This is a genomic window from Paraburkholderia caffeinilytica, from assembly GCF_051027425.1.
Lineage (GTDB): Bacteria > Pseudomonadota > Gammaproteobacteria > Burkholderiales > Burkholderiaceae > Paraburkholderia > Paraburkholderia caffeinilytica_A.
Genome location: NZ_CP186552.1, coordinates 2,686,798 through 2,704,812 on the forward strand (window position 1 = coordinate 2,686,798; position 18,015 = coordinate 2,704,812).

Annotated in this window: 20 protein-coding genes and 1 tRNA gene; 11 read left to right on the plus strand and 10 right to left on the minus strand. The window is 60.9% G+C overall.

The genetic code is table 11. From position 1 onward, the window contains the following. Positions 1 to 38 precede the first annotated feature (38 nt). The 3 genes from lexA to ACOSV0_RS11770 all read left to right on the plus strand — a co-directional run bounded on the left by lexA (position 39) and on the right by ACOSV0_RS11770 (position 1,925). The gene (gene lexA, locus ACOSV0_RS11760; RefSeq protein WP_434106361.1) at positions 39 to 689 is read left to right on the plus strand and encodes a transcriptional repressor LexA; all 651 of its coding nucleotides are present in this window, start codon (positions 39 to 41) and stop codon (positions 687 to 689) included. 59 nt (positions 690 to 748) lie between these two features. Continuing rightward, the gene (locus ACOSV0_RS11765) at positions 749 to 1,093 is read left to right on the plus strand and encodes a hypothetical protein (RefSeq protein WP_434106362.1); all 345 of its coding nucleotides are present in this window, start codon (positions 749 to 751) and stop codon (positions 1,091 to 1,093) included. A 175-nt stretch (positions 1,094 to 1,268) separates the two neighbouring features. Further along, positions 1,269 to 1,925 carry a DUF2939 domain-containing protein gene (locus ACOSV0_RS11770; protein WP_434106363.1) on the plus strand — a complete coding sequence of 219 codons (657 nt, stop codon included), beginning with the start codon at positions 1,269 to 1,271 and terminating at the stop codon, positions 1,923 to 1,925. 117 nt (positions 1,926 to 2,042) lie between these two features. Here ACOSV0_RS11770 and ACOSV0_RS11775 read toward each other — a convergent pair whose 3' ends face one another. Continuing rightward, positions 2,043 to 2,522, minus strand: coding sequence for a universal stress protein (locus ACOSV0_RS11775; protein ID WP_434106364.1), 480 nt, complete (start codon positions 2,520 to 2,522; stop codon positions 2,043 to 2,045). Positions 2,523 to 2,842: 320 nt separating this feature from the next. Between ACOSV0_RS11775 and nodI the strand changes: the two genes are divergently transcribed. From nodI to ACOSV0_RS11790, 3 genes are all read left to right on the plus strand, one after another. Further along, on the plus strand, positions 2,843 to 3,757 hold the full coding sequence (gene nodI, locus ACOSV0_RS11780) for a nodulation factor ABC transporter ATP-binding protein NodI (RefSeq protein ID WP_434106365.1): 915 nt from the start codon (positions 2,843 to 2,845) through the stop codon (positions 3,755 to 3,757). Positions 3,758 to 3,822: 65 nt separating this feature from the next. Beyond that, the gene (locus ACOSV0_RS11785; protein ID WP_434106366.1) at positions 3,823 to 4,650 is read left to right on the plus strand and encodes an ABC transporter permease; all 828 of its coding nucleotides are present in this window, start codon (positions 3,823 to 3,825) and stop codon (positions 4,648 to 4,650) included. A 5-nt stretch (positions 4,651 to 4,655) separates the two neighbouring features. Continuing rightward, positions 4,656 to 4,961, plus strand: a complete 306-nt coding sequence (locus ACOSV0_RS11790) for a hypothetical protein (RefSeq protein WP_434106367.1) — start codon at positions 4,656 to 4,658, stop codon at positions 4,959 to 4,961. A gap of 945 nt (positions 4,962 to 5,906) precedes the next feature. On the opposite strand, the gene ACOSV0_RS11795 is transcribed toward ACOSV0_RS11790, so the two are convergent. Further along, positions 5,907 to 6,329: a hypothetical protein gene (locus tag ACOSV0_RS11795; RefSeq protein ID WP_434106368.1), complete on the minus strand. Its 423-nt coding sequence runs from the start codon at positions 6,327 to 6,329 to the stop codon at positions 5,907 to 5,909. A gap of 192 nt (positions 6,330 to 6,521) precedes the next feature. Continuing rightward, complete coding sequence (locus ACOSV0_RS11800; protein WP_434106369.1) at positions 6,522 to 7,481, minus strand: LysR family transcriptional regulator; 960 nt, start codon at positions 7,479 to 7,481, stop codon at positions 6,522 to 6,524. Between the two features lie 205 nt (positions 7,482 to 7,686). Here ACOSV0_RS11800 and ACOSV0_RS11805 point away from each other — a divergent pair, with 205 nt between their 5' ends. Both ACOSV0_RS11805 and ACOSV0_RS11810 read left to right on the plus strand, forming a co-directional pair. Next, entirely contained in the window at positions 7,687 to 9,099 is a 1,413-nt protein-coding gene (locus ACOSV0_RS11805; RefSeq protein ID WP_434106370.1) for a M20 family metallopeptidase, read from the plus strand. A gap of 73 nt (positions 9,100 to 9,172) precedes the next feature. Next, on the plus strand, positions 9,173 to 10,456 hold the full coding sequence (locus ACOSV0_RS11810; protein ID WP_434106371.1) for an MFS transporter: 1,284 nt from the start codon (positions 9,173 to 9,175) through the stop codon (positions 10,454 to 10,456). Positions 10,457 to 10,521: 65 nt separating this feature from the next. On the opposite strand, the gene ACOSV0_RS11815 is transcribed toward ACOSV0_RS11810, so the two are convergent. Then, on the minus strand, positions 10,522 to 11,574 hold the full coding sequence (locus ACOSV0_RS11815; RefSeq protein WP_434106372.1) for an NADP(H)-dependent aldo-keto reductase: 1,053 nt from the start codon (positions 11,572 to 11,574) through the stop codon (positions 10,522 to 10,524). A gap of 137 nt (positions 11,575 to 11,711) precedes the next feature. On the opposite strand from ACOSV0_RS11815, the gene ACOSV0_RS11820 reads away from it, so the two are divergent. Continuing rightward, entirely contained in the window at positions 11,712 to 11,924 is a 213-nt protein-coding gene (locus ACOSV0_RS11820; protein WP_006048800.1) for a DUF3820 family protein, read from the plus strand. On the opposite strand, the gene ACOSV0_RS11825 is transcribed toward ACOSV0_RS11820, so the two are convergent. The 3 genes from ACOSV0_RS11825 to ACOSV0_RS11835 all read right to left on the minus strand — a co-directional run bounded on the left by ACOSV0_RS11825 (position 11,910) and on the right by ACOSV0_RS11835 (position 14,849). Continuing rightward, the gene (locus tag ACOSV0_RS11825; RefSeq protein ID WP_434106373.1) at positions 11,910 to 12,569 is read right to left on the minus strand and encodes a trimeric intracellular cation channel family protein; all 660 of its coding nucleotides are present in this window, start codon (positions 12,567 to 12,569) and stop codon (positions 11,910 to 11,912) included. The two genes, ACOSV0_RS11820 and ACOSV0_RS11825, sit on opposite strands and share 15 nt — an antisense overlap. A gap of 118 nt (positions 12,570 to 12,687) precedes the next feature. Further along, positions 12,688 to 13,260, minus strand: a complete 573-nt coding sequence (gene cysC, locus ACOSV0_RS11830; protein WP_434106374.1) for an adenylyl-sulfate kinase — start codon at positions 13,258 to 13,260, stop codon at positions 12,688 to 12,690. Next, the gene (locus ACOSV0_RS11835; protein WP_434106375.1) at positions 13,257 to 14,849 is read right to left on the minus strand and encodes a sulfotransferase; all 1,593 of its coding nucleotides are present in this window, start codon (positions 14,847 to 14,849) and stop codon (positions 13,257 to 13,259) included. Before ACOSV0_RS11835 ends, cysC begins: the two co-directional genes overlap by 4 nt. A gap of 349 nt (positions 14,850 to 15,198) precedes the next feature. Between ACOSV0_RS11835 and ACOSV0_RS11840 the strand changes: the two genes are divergently transcribed. Then, on the plus strand, positions 15,199 to 15,528 hold the full coding sequence (locus ACOSV0_RS11840) for a hypothetical protein (RefSeq protein WP_434106376.1): 330 nt from the start codon (positions 15,199 to 15,201) through the stop codon (positions 15,526 to 15,528). A gap of 147 nt (positions 15,529 to 15,675) precedes the next feature. On the opposite strand, the gene ACOSV0_RS11845 is transcribed toward ACOSV0_RS11840, so the two are convergent. Both ACOSV0_RS11845 and dusA read right to left on the minus strand, forming a co-directional pair. After that, positions 15,676 to 15,751, minus strand: a tRNA-His gene (locus tag ACOSV0_RS11845). A gap of 103 nt (positions 15,752 to 15,854) precedes the next feature. Then, the gene (gene dusA, locus ACOSV0_RS11850; RefSeq protein ID WP_434106377.1) at positions 15,855 to 16,856 is read right to left on the minus strand and encodes a tRNA dihydrouridine(20/20a) synthase DusA; all 1,002 of its coding nucleotides are present in this window, start codon (positions 16,854 to 16,856) and stop codon (positions 15,855 to 15,857) included. A gap of 349 nt (positions 16,857 to 17,205) precedes the next feature. On the opposite strand from dusA, the gene ACOSV0_RS11855 reads away from it, so the two are divergent. After that, positions 17,206 to 17,475 (plus strand): hypothetical protein, encoded by a 270-nt coding sequence (locus ACOSV0_RS11855; RefSeq protein WP_434106378.1) that lies wholly within the window; start codon positions 17,206 to 17,208, stop codon positions 17,473 to 17,475. Positions 17,476 to 17,613: 138 nt separating this feature from the next. Here ACOSV0_RS11855 and ACOSV0_RS11860 read toward each other — a convergent pair whose 3' ends face one another. Further along, on the minus strand, positions 17,614 to 17,994 hold the full coding sequence (locus ACOSV0_RS11860; protein WP_434110253.1) for a glyoxalase superfamily protein: 381 nt from the start codon (positions 17,992 to 17,994) through the stop codon (positions 17,614 to 17,616). Positions 17,995 to 18,015: the final 21 nt, after the last annotated feature.

Consider the following 18,015-nt stretch of genomic DNA (forward strand, 5'->3'; position numbering starts at 1 on the left):
TAAAAATACAGGCACCTGTTCATACATACAGTGGCCCTATGACCAAACTCACCGCACGACAGCAGCAGGTTTTCGATCTGATCCGCCGGGCCATCGAACGCACCGGCTTTCCGCCCACCCGTGCGGAGATCGCCGCCGAACTGGGTTTCAGCTCGGCCAATTCGGCAGAAGAACATTTGCGGGCGCTGGCCCGCAAGGGCGTGATCGAACTCGCGGCGGGCGCCTCGCGCGGCATTCGCCTGCTGGGCGGCGCAGAAGATTCGCCGTACCAGTTCACGCTGCCGCACGCCAGCATCATGCAACTGTCGTTGCCGCTGATCGGCCGGGTTGCCGCGGGTAGCCCGATCCTCGCGCAGGAACATATCTCGCAGCATTACGCGTGCGACCCGGCGCTGTTCTCGAGCAAGCCGGACTACCTGCTGAAGGTGCGCGGGCTGTCCATGCGCGACGCGGGCATTTTCGACGGCGACCTGCTCGCGGTGCAGAAAAGAAGCGAAGCCAAAGACGGCCAGATCATCATCGCGCGCCTTGGCGACGACGTGACGGTCAAGCGCTTGAAGCGTCGGCCGAACGGTCTCGAGCTGATCGCCGAGAACCCCGATTACGAAAACATCTTCGTTGAAACCGGCAGTGCGGAATTCGCGCTCGAGGGTATCGCCGTTGGGCTGATCCGCCCCGGCGAGTTCTGACCACCCCGCTCGCCCGCCAAACCGAAGCTGCCCCAACGTTGAATCGCCTGGAGAGACTCATGGAACGCCTTGCCCGCCTGCTGCCTTTTCGCCAGTTCGGTCGTTTGCGCCACCTGCGCAAGCTGGTGCCCTGCTCACTGATCGCGGCATCCACGGCCAGCGCTCCATCGCTGTTCGACGAGCCCGACAACGCGTCGAGCTTGCCGTCCTCACTACCGGCGTTTGCTCGCGTGTCGCTGAATTCGGGGCTGAATACGGCTGAACCGGCACGTCGTGCGCCGGTGCGCGTCTATCATGGGCCGTCGCGGCTGATCATGGTCGGCACGGTAGACGCGGTGTGCCGCATGATCGATCGCTGCATCGCCGACGAAGCCAACGTGCACGGCGCGGTGTTCGAGTCTTGAGCGGGATTGCACGGACAATCCGCAGCAGCAGTGCGGCGCACGCGCAAAGGCTTTTGCCTGCCCGGCACCTTTCCTGCGCCTTTTCCTGCGCCTTTTCCTGATACAGCATCGCCTGGGATCGTTTTCGCGTGGCCACGGTCCACGTTAGATCACACCTGATGGAGAGTCCCACTCGATGGCAGATTCGATACGCACGAAACGCAACGTCACCCGGCCGCTGATCGTCACGCTGATTGTGATTGTGGTGATTGCCGCGTTGGGGTTCGGTTACGCGTCGCCCTACATGGCGCTGAACAACCTCAAACGCGCGGCGGATGCGCGTGATGCGCAAACCGTCAATGAATACGTCGACTTTCCCGCATTGCGCGAGAGCCTGAAACAACAGGTCACCGGCTTGCTCACACGCCGGCTCGACGCGCATGCCAACGGCAATCCGTTCGCGGCCATTGGCGCCATGATCGGCGTGGCCTTGATCGGTCCGCTAGTCGATGCCTATGCAACGCCCGACGGCGTCGCGGCCTTGCTGAACGGCATGCCGCCGCGCGGCAACCCGGGCGAAAGGCCGCCAGTGCCGCGCGCCGCGGAAAATCCGCCGGAAGCCACCGCACCTGCATCAGCGCCCCCGGTTGCCGGCAATACGAATAACGGCGCAGCGAACAACGGCAACGATGCCACGCCGCCACAACCGCCACAAACCACGGCGGGCTATCGCGGCCTTAACGAGTTCGTCGTCACCTATCAGCATGGTGCTGGTGATGCGCGTTACTCAGCGATCTTGCGGCGCGAAGGTCTGTTTACATGGAAGCTGGCCGCTGTCGACTTGAACCAGTGATCGGCTGGCACGCGCGGTCGGCTTGAGCGAATAATCACAGTTTGACTGAACGGTCGCCCTGAATGGGCGACCGTTTGGCCCGCGTGACCCAGTCCACGTCATCCACGCCGCGGTGCGTCAAGCCACCGCCGCTTGTTGCGGCTCCTGCTGCTGTTCCTGCGCGGAAGAGCACGCCACCAGAATGCTGCACGAGATCCGGTCGAGCAGCGGTGTATTCCCGGCGCCCATCCACCATCGTGACAGGCCGGTGCGGCAACGGTGGCCGACCACGACAAGATCGACATGCAATTCGTTGGCAAGGTTCGCGATCTCGTCGACGGGATGGCCAAACGCAAAATGCCCTTGCGCGGTCACACCGCGTTCGGTGAGCCAGTCCACCCCTTCCTGCAGGATGTCGCGGGCTGTTTTTTCGAAACTGCCACACGCCACATCGGTCAGCAGGCCGGCGCTTTGTGCAATGCTCGAACGCATGTCGACTACTGACAATAAGTGCGTTTCCGCCTTCAGATCCAAGGCCAGGTCGGCGCCGCAACGTAATGCTTTGCGGCCTTCGCGCGAGCCGTCGTAGCACAGCAGAATTTTTTGGTAGCTCGCCATGATTTTTCTCCCATCCCGCGAGGAACGCGGTCTAAATGAATCATGGTGCGCCGCAATTCAGGTTGCAAGGGATGGAAAACGCTAAGTGCGCCCTAAATAGGTGCGTAATGGATTCGAGGCGGGTTTGGGCCGGATCTGGTCGAGTCTGGGTCGCATGGGAATCCATGCCGCAGCGCAAGAAACGCCGTCCGACGCATCCGGCGGCGATCAACACCTCTCTGCCGATGCCATAGAATGAGCGACCTTACCGGCCATTTGCGTCCTTAGTTGCGTCCTTATTGCGTCCTTATTGCGTCTTCTAGCGGAGCCTCAATCGATCCATGTCTGAACGCGCCATTGAATTCCAGCAGGTTAAAAAAAGCTACGGCGAAAAGACGGTTGTCGACGGACTGTCGTTTCATGTCAACGCCGGGGAATGTTTCGGCCTGCTCGGTCCGAATGGCGCGGGCAAAACCACCACGTTGCGCATGCTGCTCGGCATCGCCGCACCGGACGCCGGCACGATCCGCCTGTGCGGCGAGCCGATTCCGAATCGCGCACGCGTGGCGCGAGCGCGGGTCGGCGTCGTGCCGCAGTTCGACAATCTCGATCCCGATTTCACGGTCCGCGAAAACCTGCTGGTGTTCGGCCGCTACTTCGGTCTGAGCGCCGCGCAATGCCGCGCGATGGTGCCGTCGCTGCTCGAATTCGCTCGTCTCGAGAGCAAGGCCGATGCGCGTGTGAGCGAACTGTCAGGCGGCATGAAGCGGCGCCTCACGCTGGCTCGCGCGCTCGTCAACGATCCTGACGTGCTGATCATGGACGAGCCGACTACCGGCCTCGATCCGCAAGCGCGTCATCTGATCTGGGAGCGTCTGCGCTCGCTGCTCGCACGCGGCAAGACCATTCTGCTGACCACGCACTTCATGGAAGAAGCCGAACGGCTGTGCCATCGCCTCTGCGTGATCGAGGAAGGACGCAAGATTGCCGAAGGCGCGCCGAGCGCATTGATCGCATCCGAGATCGGCTGCGATGTGATCGAAATCTTCGGACCCGATCCCGTTGCCTTGCGCGATGAATTGGCGCCGCTTGTCGAGCGTACCGAGATCAGCGGCGAAACGCTCTTCTGCTATGTGAACGACGCCCAGCCTGTGCATGCGCGACTCAAACAACGCGCCGATCTGCGCTATCTGCATCGCCCGGCGAATCTGGAAGATGTGTTCCTGCGCCTGACCGGCCGTGAGATGCAGGACTGACACGAATCGACCCCGGCCCGGCTCGCAACTTTATACAGCTATAACGACACGGCAAGAGACACGCAATGGACGCACGCACTTACGAAACCCACGGCGATGCACCGTCGAAACAGGAAACGTTCGCCGCTTTCCCCGCCAACGCCGTGAACTGGATCGCGGTGTGGCGCCGCAACTATCTGGTCTGGAAGAAACTCGCGATCGCTTCAATGTTCGGCAATCTTGCCGATCCGATGATCTATCTGTTCGGCCTGGGCTTCGGGCTTGGGCTGATGGTTGGGCACGTCGACGGCGTGTCGTATATCGCGTTTCTCGCCGCGGGCACGGTGGCATCGAGCGTGATGATGTCGGCCAGTTTCGAGTCGATGTATTCGGGTTTTTCGCGCATGCATGTACAGCGCACGTGGGAGGCGATCATGCATACGCCGCTGACGCTCGGCGACATCGTACTCGGCGAGGTGATCTGGGCGGGCAGCAAGTCGATGTTATCGGGCGCGGCGATCATGCTGGTGGCGGGTAGCCTCGGTTACGCGAGTTTTCCGTCGATGCTGCTGGCGTTGCCGGTGATCGTGCTGACGGGGCTCGCATTCGCAAGTGTCGCGATGGTGGTGACGGCGCTTGCTCCGTCGTATGACTTCTTTATGTTTTACCAGACGTTGGTGTTGACGCCGATGTTGCTGTTGTCTGGTGTGTTTTTTCCTGTTTCACAGTTGCCCGCTGCGGCGCGGGTTGTGACTGAATTTTTGCCTTTGGCGCATGCTGTCGATCTGATTCGGCCGGCTATGCTTGGGCGGCCTGTCGATGGGGTGGTTTTGCACGTTGCCGTGCTGGTGGCTTATGCTGTGGGTGGGTTTGTTGTTTCGGCTGTTTTGTTTCGGCGCAGGATGATGAAATAAAGGTTTTGAGTTGGCCTGCGGCCGGCTTTTTTTGCTTGGTGGGGGATGGTTTTTTTTTGCTTCGCCGTGATTGTTTGGGTGCCTGCGGTGTTGGTCTTTCTCTGGTTTTATGGTCTGCGCGACGCTTTCTTGTCTGGTTGCCTACGGTGTTGGGCTTTGGTTTTTGGTTTTTGGTTTTTGGTTTTTGGTTTTTGGTTTTTGGTTTTTGGTTTTTGGTTTTTGGCCTTTCCTTGTTTTGTTATTGGTTTATTAGCGTCGCCCCTGTGCGGGGCAGGCACCTACTTTTCTTTGCCTGCTGCAAAGAAAAGTAGGCAAAAGAAAGCAGCTCACACCGCTAATTCTTAAGCGGGTCCCCCGCACAGTTACGGTAGTGGTGCATCTGGAATCTGTGCCCTCGCACATTCAGCGTGAGTGACAAGGGGCTCATCCGCTCCCACTCCGCACTGCGTGCGTCGCGGACGGGTCTGCCAGGGAAACCTAGGCTTCGTTGAGACGCAGTGGGAACCATCGGCTTCGCCTCGGCGATGACGGAGTTGAACGAAAACCCCAAGCTTCGTTTAGGGCGGTGGGGCCATTGGCTTCGTCCTGGCGCGGACAGGTTCGTACGGGATTGGGGCTTCGGTTGAAGTCCGTGGCGGTCGCCTGCTTCGCCTCGGCAAGGTGCGGAGAAATATATCTGTTTCGAGAACTGCCACTTGCCGCTTCGAACGACCGACAACTCGCGAGAGCGCACGCAGTCGTAAACTCTCACTTCGAATGAAGCGCGGACGCATTAGAGGAACGTTGAGGATACAGCGGTAAACCAGGCGCCAAGTAAAGCGCACACGCAAAAACGAACAGATGGTTCTAAGAGGAACACTTCGGCGCGCGCAGCGCCGCCGGAGGTATGACTGCCTTGTCACCAGGGCTGAATGCGCGGGAGCACAGATTCCAGATGCACCACTACCCCCTCCAAGCCAGGGGACCCGCTTATAAGCTGGCGGTGTGAGCTGCTTTCTTTTGCCTACTTTTCTTTGCAGCAGGCAAAGAAAAGTAGGTGCCTGCCCCGCACAGGGGCGACACTAATAAACCGATAAGAAAACAAGGAAAGGCCAACACCGTAGGCACCCAGACAAGCGCCGCGCAGACCATAAAACCAGAAAAGGGCCAACACCGCAGGCAACCAGACGAACAAGCGCCGCACGGGCAACCAAAATCAAGAACCCCCCAACGCCGCAGGCAAACAGACAAACAAAACCGCGGCGAAGCCCTTCTACTTAATCCTCATCATCCGTCCACGGAATATCCACATCAGAAATAAAAGCCACCGTTGCAAACGGCCCCCCATCCTGACGCCCGATCTTCCCGTCGGCCCGCTGCCATTCAACCCTGAACACCGTGCCCGGATCATCGGCAATCAACCGGACAGTTCGAACCTCGTCCGGATCCGCTTCCTCGACAGGACCGTCGAGCGAAACCTGCAATTCCTGCGGCCACAGCCCATCGGCAGGATCGTAAATCTTGTCGCCGTCCGCAATCAGCGTGAAAGCCTCCACACCGATCGTCGCCGACGCCTCGACGATCATCTTGCCCAACGCCCGCAGCAATGCAGTCGCCCGTGCCGAATTGGCCTGGCGAATTGCAAGATCCCCACGCGTCAGCGCCTGTTCAAGTTTTGGGTTTGTTTTTTGTTGCGCCATTCGATGTCCTGAGTCCTATCGCTCTGTTGTGAACGGCACGCCCATTCAGCGCGCGCCGCCTTCCTTTTTTCGGGCTGAATCCTACCACTGGTGCGGACCGCGGCACCGCGAGCCGCACAGTAGAGACCGTACAGCCAGCCCTGCTCCCACAGTTTAGGTCGCGATTCGCCGTCCGGCAGCAAGATTTGCCTTTCAATGTGTCCCGCCGCGTTTTCGGGCTCGCTTCGGCGCTGCAGCATTCGCGGGCTTCGCGCCGCCGATCTCCACGATCAGATGATCGCGGAACGCCTTCACGGACGGCGGCAACTCCCGTCCGGCCATCGTCTGTACCTGAATGCTGCGCTGGCGCATTTGCGGATGCGTCAGCGGTATCGCGACGAAGCCATCGCCGGCGTAACGGTCCCGCACCGACAGCAGCCCCGTGAACATGATCGCGCCGGACTTCTGTGCGTAGCGATACATCGCGCCACTATTGTTGCAGGTGAGATCCGGCTCGAGCAGCACGCCTTCGAGCGCGCAGGTAATGTCGATCAACTGGCGAATCGTCGTGCCCGGCTCCGGCAGCACCAGCGGATAGCGCTGCAAGTCGGCGAGCGACACTTTCGCGCGCGCCGCCAACGGATGATCGACGCGCAGCAGCGCGAGTATCGGCGCGCGCTCGGTATGCTCGACCTTAACGCCCTTTTCCGGCGCGAGACTGAACGTCAGCGCGAGATCGGCATCGCCATCGCGCACCTGGCGAGTCGCCTCGCCCGGCGACATGACATGCAGCGTGAAATCGATCCCCGGATAGTGGCTGCGGAACGCCGCCATCGCGCTGGGCAGGAAGTCGGCGGCGAACCCCTCCGAACTGGCGACCTTGATCATGCTGCCGTGCAGCGCTTCGAGGCCGCCGATCTCCTTCATCACGTGCTCCGCCTCGAGCAGGCTGCGCTGCGCGTAAGCGAGCAGACGTTCACCCGCTTCGGAAAGCGACATGCCGCGCGGACGCCGCTCGAACAGCGCAACGCCGAGATCGCTTTCGAGCCGTGCGATCTGCCGGCTGATCGCCGAAACGGCCACGTGCAGCCGCGCGGACGCGTCGCTGATCGAGCCGGTGCGCGCCACTTCGACGAAATAGCGCAATGCAATGCCGTGTAGTGAAACTGCCATGAGCCATGCCTTATACGAGCGGATGCCACCGCGTGCAGGGGTATCGAGCTTTGCCTTTTTGGCAAGGCAAGCTTCGAAAGATGATCATTGTGACAAAAATAACGGCCTCCTAGAATCGTTTCGACGCTGATGGCCGCGAATCAGACGTGCCACTTGGGGCGCAGCATCGCCGCCATCCCCCGCATTCCGCATTGGAGACAATCACATGAGCCGCAACGAGGCCATCGAACACGCCACACATCATTTCGAATCAGGCGCCTTTCTTGAGAACCTCAACCGCCGCGTCGGATTTCGCACCGAAAGCCAGGAAAGCAACCGCGCCGCCACGTTGCTGTCGTATCTGACCGACGAAATCGCGCCCGAAGTCGAGGGACTCGGCTTCGGCACGCGTATCGTCGATAACCCGGCGCAAGGGTTCGGGCCGTTCCTGATCGCTCATCGGCATGAAGACGATCGTCTGCCCACCGTCCTGATTTACGGCCATGGCGACGTCGTACGCGGCTACGACAGCCAGTGGCGCGCGCCGCTGACGCCGTGGGCCGTGACGATCGAAGGCGAACGCTGGTATGGCCGCGGCACCGCCGACAACAAAGGCCAGCACACCATCAATCTCGCCGCGCTCGCGAGCGTGCTGGCCACGCGCGGCGGCAAGCTCGGCTTCAATGCAAAACTGCTGATCGAGATGGGCGAGGAAACCGGCTCGCCGGGGCTCGACGCAATCTGCCAAGAGTACAAACAGGAACTGGCCGCGGACGTGCTGATCGCCTCCGATGGTCCGCGCCTCGCCGCGCGCCGCCCTACGGTGTTTCTCGGCTCGCGCGGCTCGGTGAACTTCAAGCTCTCGCTGAACCTGCGCGATGGTGCGCACCACTCGGGCAATTGGGGTGGTCTGCTGCGCAACCCGGCCACCGTGCTGGCGAATGCGCTCGCAAGCCTGGTCGATGCGCGCGGCGTGATCGCTGTCGACGGCTTGCGTCCGCCGCCGATTCCCGAGGCGGTGCGTCGTGCTCTTGCCGATATCACGGTAGGCGGCGGTCCGGGCGACCCGGCCGTCGACGATAACTGGGGCGAGCCCGGCCTCACGCCGCCAGAACGTGTGTTCGGCTGGAACAGCTTCGAAGTGCTGGCCTTCAAGGCAGGCAATCCCGAGAACCCGGTCAATGCCATTCCGTCGTCGGCATTCGCGCATTGCCAGTTGCGCTTCGTGGTCGGCACCGACTGGGAAAACCTCGAGCAGCATCTGCGTACGCATCTGGACGCGCATGGCTTTTCGCTGATCGAGATCGGCGTCGAGCGTGGCGCGCCGGCTACCCGTCTGAATCCCGACGATCCGTGGGTCACGTGGGCCATTGCCTCGCTCGAACAGACCACCGGCAAGAAGACGGCGGTACTGCCGAATCTCGGCGGCACGCTGCCCAACGAAGTATTCGCCGATACCCTCGGCCTGCCGACCATCTGGGTGCCGCATTCGTACCCGGCCTGCTCGCAGCACGCGCCGAACGAGCATCTGCTCGGACCGGTAGTGCGCGAAGGGCTGCAGATCATGGCGGGGCTCTTCTGGGATCTTGGCGAAAATTCTCCGCACGCAAACGCAACCACGACAGAAGCCGCGGCCTGAGCAACCGGCGCCGCACGCCTGCATCACGCCCACGGTTCACCACTATCCGTATCCGTCACGAGACACGCCCACGATGAGCACGTCAACCTTGCAAGCCAGCGCCGCGCGGCCGTCCGCCGCGAAGGTCCATCGCATCATTCTCGCGGCGTCGATCGGCAATGCGCTTGAATGGTTCGACCTCGTCGTCTACGGATTTTTCGCGGTCACGATCGCGAAGCTGTTCTTCCCGGCGCGTACCGAAGCGATTTCGCTGATGCTCACGCTGGGCACCTTCGGCATCTCGTACCTGATCCGGCCGCTCGGCGGACTCGTACTCGGTTCGCTCGCCGATCGTGCGGGGCGCAAGGTGTCGCTGCTGCTGTCGATCGGTATGATGATGATCGGCACCCTGGCCATCGCGGTGATGCCGCCTTACGCGGCGATCGGTTTGTGGGCGCCGGCCGGCATCATGCTGTCGCGGCTCATTCAGGGCTTCTCGGCGGGCGGCGAGTTCGGCGCCTCCACCGCGTTTCTGGTCGAGCATGCACCCGAGCGGCGCGGTTTCATGGGCAGTTGGCAATTCGCCAGCCAGGGCCTCGCGACGCTGCTCGCCTCCGGTTTCGGCGCGCTGCTGACAAGCCAGCTCACGACGGCGCAACTCGAATCCTGGGGTTGGCGTATTCCGTTTCTGTTCGGGCTCGCGATCGGCCCGGTCGGTTTCTATATTCGCCGCTTCGTGGACGAAGGCGCCGAGTTCAACACGGAGCCGAAAACCCGCACGCCGCTGCGCGATCTGTTCGGCACGCAGAAGGTCCGCATGCTGCTCGCGGTGGGTTCGCTGGTCATTTCGACCGCGGCCAACTACATGATTCTGTACATGCCGACCTACGCGATCAAACAACTGCACCTGCCCGCGTCGACCGGCTTCGCGGCCACGCTCGCCACGGGAATCGTGCTGACGGTGCTGACGCCCTTCGCGGGTCATCTGTCCGATAGCCTGGGACGCATCCGCATCATGGCCGTCGCCGCGATGTTAATGCTGCTGACGGTCTATCCGACCTTCGTATATATGAATGCGCATCCGTCGTTCGCCACGATGCTGCTGGCGCTGATCTGGATCGGCGTATTGAAAGCGACGTACTTCGGCGCGCTGCCCGCGCTGATGTCGGAGATTTTCCCGACCCAGACACGCGCGACCGGTCTCGCGGTCAGCTACAACATCGGCGTGACGGTGTTCGGCGGCTTTGCGCCCTTCGTGATCACCTGGCTGATCGACGCGAGCGGCAATAAGCTCGCGCCCGGCTTTTATCTGATGTTCTGCGCGGTGGCGAGTTTACTCGCGCTCTATGCGGTGCGCTCGAAGCTGAAGATTCGCTGAGCAAGATTGAACGAAGTTGAGGTGGGCAAGGCGGATCAACCCGCCTTGCCGCCCGAACAACCCCATCAAGGCGCCGGATTCGGCTGCAGTTCATGCAGCTTGTCGATCTCCGCGAGCACTTCCGGCGAGAGTTTCACCTCGGCGCTGGCGATGTTTTCCTTCAACTGATCGAGCGACGTCGCGCCGATCAGATTGCTCGTCAAAAACGGCCGGCTGTTGACGAAGGCCAGCGCGAATTGCGCGGGCGACAAACCGTGACGCTTCGCCAGTTCCACATAGCGCGTGGTGGCCTGAATCGCTTGCGGCTTGCTGTAGCGTTGAAAACGCTCGAACAGCGTGATCCGGGCGCCATCCGGACGCGCGCCGCCTTCATACTTACCCGACAGCCAGCCGAAGGCCAGCGGCGAATACGCCAGCAAGCCGACGTTGTCGCGATGCGCGTACTCGGACAGCCCCACTTCGTACGTGCGGTTCAACAGGCTGTACGGATTCTGAATACTGACGATGCGCGGCAAGCCGAGCTTTTCCGCCGCCCGCAGAAATTGCGCAACGCCCCACGGCGTTTCGTTCGACACGCCGATATGGCGAATCTTGCCTGCCTTGACGAACTCAGCGAGCACCGAGAGCGTTTCTTCGATCGGCACCGTGTACGCGTCGTCGACCCACGGATACGCCGGGCGGCCGAACGTCATCGTGCTGCGATCCGGCCAGTGCAACTGATACAGATCCACGTAATCCGTTTGCAGGCGCTTCAGGCTGTCGTTCAGCGCCTCGGTCAGATTCTTGCGGTCGAACTGATTGCCCTCGCCGCGAATATGACGCGGATTGTGCGGTTGACGCGCCGGGCCGGCGATCTTGGTGGCCAGCACGATCTTCTCGCGTGCGCTGCGGTGCTGCGCGATCCATGTGCCGATATAGCGCTCGGTCGAGCCTTGCGTCTCGGGACGCGGCGGCACCGGGTACATTTCCGCGGCATCGATCAGATTGACGCCGTGATCGAGCGCGTAATCGATCTGTGCGTGCGCTTCCTGCTCGGTGTTCTGCTCGCCCCACGTCATGGTGCCGAGACCGATCAGGCTAACCTTCACATCCGAGTCGCCGAGTCTGCGGTATTCCATCGAACCTGTCCTGTTGTGTGTAAAGGGAAAGCGCTGACGTTACCATGTCGGCGCAATGCCTGCAGCGCGGCTAAAATGCTGCTTCAGCAGTCGCTCACACCGCCACGCCCGATCAAATTTCCGCTAACCCACCCGCGATGAATCCCGAACACCTCGAACTGCTGGTCACGCGCGTGATGCCCTACGGAAAATACAAAGGCCGGCTGATCGCGGACCTGCCCGGCCACTATCTGAACTGGTTTGCGAGCCAGGGCTTTCCGCCGGGCGAAATCGGCCGTCTGCTGGCCTTGATGCACGAAATCGATCACAACGGTTTGTCGTCGCTGATCGAGCCGTTACGCAAGCGCTGAGAGCGACGCCTTCGGCAGATGCCAGCCATAGGTAACGGCGAGCACGCGCAAGACGAAGCACACCGCGCCGCCCAGCAGTGCCGCAACGCCCGGCGGCAAACGGGCGCGCCGCGCGACCACCACCACGAATGCACCCGCGAACGCCGCGGTCGCATAGATGTCGGCATGCAGCACCAGCGGCACACGCGCCATCAACACATCGCGGATCGCGCCGCCGCCTACGCCGGTGATCGTGCCCATCAGCATCGCGATAAACGGACGAATCCGGAACAGCAGCGCTTTCTCTACGCCGGCAACGGCAAACAGGGCGAGACCGGCGGCGTCGAGTACGGTAATCAGCGCAACAGGAAACTGCTGTACCGTCGAATGGAAAATGAACGTGAGCAGCCCGGTGACGAACGTCAAGGCAGGATAACGCCAATCGCGTATCGCGTTCGGCGGTGAATCGCCGATCAGGAGATCGCGAATCACCCCGCCGCCGAGCGCCGCGACAAACGAGATCACCATCACACCCAGCAGATCGAGGCCGCCGCGCATCGCGCTGAGCGCACCCTCGATCGCGAACACAACCGTGCCGGTCAGATCGGCCGCCAGAACAAGCGTTTCGACGTTCGGCCTGATTTTTCGTATCGACAATGTCGGCATCGACGCATCACCCTTTCTATCTACGAGTAGGCGAAAAGGTATAGCGAAACGCGCCGCGCCGGGTGGAAAATTTTCGCGGACTTTACGCGGACGAAAAGCGGCAACGGCCTCGTGCCGGCTATTTCGCGAGACGGGGCCTGGCGTGCACGCGTTCCCTCGGCAGGTAGCCCAAAGCGGTCAGATGGGCGAGCAGCTGGCCTACCGCCTCCTCGAGCGACACCCGATCGGTTTCGATCATGACATCGGGCCCGATCGGTACGTCGAACGATCCGGAAATACCGGTGAAATTGGGAATCTCACCGCGCCGCGCACGCGCGTAGAGACCTTTGACATCACGCGCTTCGCACACCTTCAGCGGCGCGTTCACGAACACCTCGATGAAACCCTCGCCGACGATCTCGCGCGCCATGCGCCGATGCCGATGCTCAGGCGAGATCACCGCGGCAATCGCGATGAAACCCTGCTCCATGAACAGCGTCGCGACGTGCGCGACGCGCCGCAGATTTTCGGTGCGGTCTTCGGGCGTGAAACCGAGGTTGGCGGTCAGGCCACGCCGCAGCACGTCGCCGTCGAGCACGACCGAGGCATGCCCGGCTTCTTTCAGATGCAGGTGCAACGCGTCGGCCACGGTCGATTTGCCGGCGCCGGACAAACCCGTCATCCATATCACAGCCCCACGGGTTGCGCTCATGACTTCCACTCCGTTCCATTAGCCGCCGCTTCGGCATCTTGCAGAGACACACACTCGTGCGCGCTGAGGCGGTCAGCGGACGTCAATTCCGGTCCCAGACCGTCGAACAAGGGTTGCAGCAATGCCTGCTGCGGCTGCCAGCGCCGCAGTGAAGTCCTGTAGAGCGGACGGCGCACCTGCGCCGCGCTTGCCGTGTTCACCTGCCGCGTGGTCTGGTGAAACGCCAGACAGCGCTCGTCCCAGTCGAGTCCGCAATGCGTGAGCAGGCGCTGGACATTGGCTTCGAAATCTTCAACCAGTTCTTCGTATTTGATTTCGATCATCGTGCCCTCGGGCAATACGCGTTGCCAATGCGCCATCAACGCGTCGTACGCGCGATAGTAGCGGCCCAGTTCACCGAGATCGTAGCTGAACGGGACATCGTGAAAAATTCGCGAAAAAATCGACAGGCAGCTTTGCAACGGCGAGCGGCTGCTATGAACGAAGCGCGCATTCGGCAACGCCAGATGAATCAGCCCGACGTTGATGAAATTGAATGGATATTTGTCGGTGAAATGCGTGTAACCCGTCGCCTCGGTTTGCAGTTCCGGCAGCGCTGTGTACATGCGGCGCAAATAGTCGGCGCCGAGCGTGCGCAATTGCGCCGCACCAACGCCCTGCAATGCTTCGATATCGATGCGTAACGGATCGTCTGATTCGCGGCCGATGCAATTCACCAGCGCCTCGCCGAACTCCGTGCGCTCACCGGCGCCGAAAACCTGCGGATGACTCGCGAGAATCTGCTCGATCAGCGTCGAACCGGAGCGCGGCATGCCGACGATAAAAATCGGTGCGGCCGACGATGCGCCCAGACCGCGTTTGGCCGCCAGCACCTCGGAAGTCAGCAGCTCCGGCAAATGCGCGAACAGGCCGAGCGACGCGGCTTCGTCATAGCGCACTCCGGCGCGGTGCAGTGCGTTGCCCTTCAGGAAGTGATCGAACGAGGCTTCGTTGCGGCCCACATCGGACAGCGCCTGGCCATACGCGAAGTGAATTTCCGCCTGATTCGCGGGCGTGAGCGAAGCGATATCGCCGGCGAAGTGCTCGAGCGCGACGAATACCGGATCGTCAACGGCAAGGCGCTTGGACTGCACGAAGTTACGGTAGTACAGCGGCACCTGCGGAGCGGCCTCGATTGCCCGGCGATAGGCTTCGTGCGACTCGTCGAAACGGCCGAGTGACTGCAGGCAGTTACCCATGTTGTTGTACGAACCGTCGGCTTTCGGATTCAACCGCACTGCTTCGCGATAGGCGTCTACCGCCGGCTCGAGCCGATGCATCTGTTCGAGCGACCAGCCGAGACCATGATGAAAATCGGAATTGCGCGGATCGACCGTGATTGCTTCGTGATAACGGACAACGGCTTCGGGGAAGCGGTTCAGCGCGGCGAGCGTCGCGGCGAGGCGTTCATGAAGGATGGCGTCGGCGGGATCGAGCGAGCGGGCTGCTTCGAAACATTGGAGTGCGGCCTGGAGTTCGCCGCGGGCGGCACAGGCGTCGCCTTCGGCGCACCATTCTGATGCGGTTGCCGGCTGTGGATCGTGCTTCATTGACGGCCAGTTTTTTGCAGGCTTCGCATCGAGCGGCCCGGGCAATGTGGAGTGCGTTCTTCTTCGTCCAGCGTCGGCAAACTTAAGTCTGGATTCAAAGGGAAATTGTCTGAAGGGAAAATATCAGGCACGCCCTACAGTTGCATTTCAAAAATTTAACGAACTATTACAGCATGCTGAATCCGTCATGGTTCGGAAGGCTGCCGTAACGCGCGACCGCTATGGCATTGGGTCGCTGAGCGGGCGCGAGGAAAGCATGGAGGCGTACCCGAGCCGTAATTTGCGGACACAAATGCGTCTGAACTCCTGAGCACGCCGTTTTTCTCATTCTTGTACGAAGGAGAAAATCGTGAGCAGGCTCATTGCATCAGTCGCGATGTTGGCGGCGGCGGTAAGTCTCACCGGGTGCGTGGTCGCGCCGGGATACGACTATGCCTACGCGCAACTCTATTACCCTGGCTACGGTTATGCCTATGGGCCTTATGGTCCCTATGGGCCGGCTTACGGGACAGTCGATATCTGGGGCGGCTGGGGCGGTTGCTGTTACTACCACGGAGGCGGCGGACGCTGGCACGGCGGAGGATGGCACGGAGGCGGCTGGCATGGTGGTGGACATGGCGGCGGCCACGGCGGCGATTCGTGGAGCAGTGGCGGCGGTCATGGGGGACATGGGCGTTGACGTCAATCGAACCCGCATCGAATGACGAGACGACTCCGTATCGAGCGACTTTTTGCACAATGCCGAAACTTTTGCAAAAGCCAAAACAAAAACGGCGTTGTGATTTCTCACAACGCCGTTTCGCAATTTTTTACTGCTCGAATTCTTTGGGGTGGCTGATGGGGCTCGAACCCACGACAACAGGAATCACAATCCTGGACTCTACCAACTGAGCTACAGCCACCACTGACATCTGCTTGACTTGCTAAGCAACTCGTTGCTGAGAAACTTGGCTCGTCGATGAAGAAACGAGATTATACGAACAAGAATCCCGTTTGCCTAGTCCTTTATTCAAAAATTCCGACAGGCACACGCAGATGCTGTCTTGCCTCGTCGAAGATGGTCAGATCGCGCGCCGCCAGACGTTTGCTATCGGACAACACGCGACGCCATCCACGCGCGCCTGCCTCGCCGCGGTACAGACCGAGCGCATGCCGCGTGATCGAACCAAGGTACGTGCCGCGCGCCATTTCAGCCGCACAATAGTCGATCAGCTTCGATTCGACCTGCTCGCGCGTGAGCGGCGTATCCGTCGAGCCATAGAAGCGTGCATCGACATCGGCCAGCACATAAGGGTTGTGATAAGCCTCGCGCCCAAGCATCACGCCATCGATGTGCTGAAGATGCATCTCCACCTCGTCAAGCGTCTTGATGCCGCCGTTGATGATGATCTCCAGATGCGGAAAATCACGCTTCAACTGATACGCAAAGTCGTATTTGAGCGGCGGAATCTCGCGGTTCTCTTTCGGGCTCAAACCCTTGAGAATCGCGTTGCGCGCATGCACGACGAACACGTTGCAGCCGGCGTCCGCGACCGTGCCGACGAAGTCGCGCACAAAGCCATATTCCTCGACCGCGTCGACGCCGATCCGGTGCTTGACCGTCACAGGTACTGACACGGCGTCGCGCATCGCCTTCACGCAGTCCGCGACGAGTTGCGGTTCGTTCATCAGGCAGGCGCCGAACGCACCACGCTGCACGCGCTCGGACGGACAGCCGCAGTTCAGATTGATCTCGTCATAGCCCCATTGCTCACCGAGCTTCGCTGAACGCGCGAGATCGTCCGGCTCACTGCCGCCGAGTTGCAAAGCGACCGGTGCTTCCTCAGGCGTAAACGCCAGATGGCGCGGCACGTCGCCGTGCAGCAACGCGCCGGTGGTGACCATTTCGGTGTAAAGCCACGTATGACGCGATATCACGCGATGCAGTGAGCGGCAGTGGCGATCGGTCCAGTCCATCATGGGCGCGACGGAAACGCGGCGCGGACTGGAAGTTTGAGCTGAAGACATGGGGCGGCCAGACGGCTTGAATCAAACCACAATTTTACCGCAAGTGGCCAAACGCCCCGGAAACGCTCAAGACAGGCCATGAGTTCTCGAAAACACCCCCGATACCCGCCCCAACAAATGGGTCTTTAAACGCCAAAACCGCTTGGCCGACGGGGTCGGACCACCGCTCACGCCCGTCGCATCTACGTCTGGTCGATTATTTCAATGGTGAGAATAGTAATTTCAGATTATCGGCACAAATTTTCGATAGTAGGGGTATACACTGCCTTCCATCGACGTTGCAGACACACCTCACCGGCTCCTGCGACGCCTTCCTGAAATGAAATCGAAACGTTATCGGAGTCACACCATGAAGACCAAGCTTATCGCCGCCCTGCTGGTTGCTGTTTCTGCCTCGATCGCTGCTCCCGCATTCGCTAGCGGCTACGGCCCGGCACCGTTCTACCGTCCGTCGGTTGGCGCACCGGCTTCGCAACAAGGCCAGAACTCGCAAACCGTCGCGGCTGAACGTGCCAACGCCGAAACCAATGCATACGGTGGCGTGCAAAACGTGTCGTCGCAATCGGGTACGCGTGCACCGGCTTCGTCGGGCCCGCAATCGGTTTTCTTCGGCCACTAATCAGTCGCTGTTGAAGGTTGCCGTCCACAAGACGGCAGCCGAACTGGGCGCCGCGCATGCAGCCATGCATGCCGGCGCCCAGTTCCGTTTACATGACGGCTGCTGCGCCCAGCGCATCAAGCCGGATCCCCGCCTTCTTCACGCCCCACTCGCCTCTTCTTTCGGCGGTTCACAAAAACGAATCCGGTTGCCGAATGGATCGATCGTCTCCAGCACTTTGCCCCACGGCACCGCCTCAACGCCCGGTTTCCCATACTTGTAGTCTTTACGCTGAAGCTCGGCATGCAACGCGTCGATGCCCTGCATCGGCACGAAAATCGTCGAGCCTGGCGTCGCATCGCCGTGATGCTCGCTCAAGTGCAAGATCAGGTCGGATCGGCGCACCTGCGCATAGAGCGGGAAATTGGCCTCGAAACGGTGTTCCCAGTCGACCGTGAAGCCGAGAAAGTCCACGTAAAACTCTCTGGCTTTCTCTTCAGAGAAGATACGGATGATCGGAATGGCTCGTGCCAGATGCATGGCGGTCTCCAGCCAGTCGAA